General features: G+C 75.3%; 2 protein-coding genes. Both read left to right on the plus strand.

The features are described from left to right. A partial coding sequence (locus HET64_RS38370) for a hypothetical protein (protein ID WP_215111840.1) occupies nucleotides 1-700 on the plus strand: 700 nt, incomplete at its 5' end. A gap of 26 nt (nucleotides 701-726) precedes the next feature. Next, nucleotides 727-1,750: lytic transglycosylase domain-containing protein (locus tag HET64_RS38375; protein ID WP_215111841.1), on the plus strand; the 1,024-nt coding region annotated here is incomplete at its 3' end.

Genomic DNA, 1,750 nt, shown 5'->3' on the forward strand with positions numbered 1-1,750 from the left:
CACGACGCCACCGCGAACGCCGGAGGCCGAGACCGGTCCGGCACCCGAACAGAGCACCGCCGGCGCCGCTGCCGAGCCCGAATCGCCGCAGGCGGAGGAAACCACCCCCACCGACCCCGACCCCGACCCCGACGCCACTGCCGGGTTCGACGCCCCGGCGGATGCCTCGCGCACCAGGACATCCCGCCTGCGCGTCACGCTGCCCGCCCTGCTCTGCGCCCTCACCGTCCTCCTCGGAGCCTTCGCCGCCTGGGCGTTCACCTCGGCCGACAGCCTCCGTGACGAGCCGGCCCGGCAGAACACCGCGCTCACCGACATCGGCCGGACCAGTGAGGTGAAGGGCCGGATCAGCGAGGCGGTCGGCGCGGTGTTCTCGTACGACTACGCCTCGCCCGCCCGGTCCGACCGCGCCGCGAGCACCTATCTGACCGGCCGGGCCGTGCGGCAGCACGAGGACATGCTCGCCGACGTACGGGAGCAGGCCCCGAAGCAGAAGCTCGTCCTGACCACCACCGTGACCGGGAGCGGGGTCGAGTTCCTCGACGGCGACCGCGCCCGGCTGCTGATCTTCGCCGACCAGAGCAACACCCGTACCGGCAAGGACGAGGAGACGACGTACGCGGCGGCCATGTTCGCCGTGGACGCCGTCCGCCGCGGGGACACCTGGCTGATCGCCGCCATCGACACGTTCACCCGTTGAGCCCCGGAGAGGGGAGTGGAGTCCAGATGAGCTTCAACCGCACGGTGCGCCGACGGCTCGGCACCACCGCCACGGCAGTCGCCGCGATGACCGCGCTCACCGCGTCCCAGGCCCCGGGCGTCGCGCTGCCCGAGCCCCGGCAGGGCAAGGCGGCGGCGTGGGACGACGTGGTGTGGAGCGAGGTACCGGGCGACGACGTCTACCACACGGAGTTGCCTCCGCTGCGGTCCCCGAAGCCGCCCGCTCCCCTGAAGCCCGGGGTGAAGCCCGATCCGCTCGTGGCCCGCGCCTGGTCCGAGGCGGGCATTCCGGCGACCGTGCTGGCCGCCTATCGCAAGGCCGAGAGCGCGGTGGGCCGCGGCGATCCGGGCTGCGGGCTGCCGTGGCAGCTGCTCGCGGCGATCGGCAAGGTCGAGTCGGGCCAGGCGTCCGGCGGGCGGGTCGACGCCCGCGGGACGACGCTCACCGCGATCCTCGGCCCCGCGCTCGACGGCAACGGCTTCGCCCTGATCAGGGACACCGACGACGGGGCGTACGACGGCGACCGCGCCTACGACCGGGCCGTCGGGCCGATGCAGTTCATCCCCTCGACCTGGGCGGCCTGGGGCGCCGACGGCAACGGCGACGGCCGCCGGGACCCGAACAACATCTACGACGCGGCGCTCGCCGCCGGGCGCTACCTCTGTGCCGGGTCCCGCGATCTGACCCGCCGCGCCGACCTGGACCGGGCGGTCCTCAGCTACAACCGGTCCGAGACGTATCTGCGGACCGTGCTGTCCTGGCTGGAGTTCTACCGCGGCGGAAGCCATCCGGTCGCCGACGGCCAGGGCGTCCTCCCGGCCGGCCCCGGCCCGGGCGGGAAGACCCCGCCCAAGGCGCCGGTCGGCGGGGCAGGCGCGCCGGCACGTCCCGGCAAGGGCGACGGAGGCGTCGTCGTCGGCCCGCAGCCCACCCGGCCGCCGAGCCCGACGCCCACGCCCCGTCCCACGGGCCCGGGCTCACCGAGCCCGAGCCCCGACCCGACGGACCCGGGTCCCACCGACCCCGGCC

Source organism: Streptomyces sp. McG3, assembly GCF_018619185.1.
Taxonomy (GTDB): domain Bacteria; phylum Actinomycetota; class Actinomycetes; order Streptomycetales; family Streptomycetaceae; genus Streptomyces.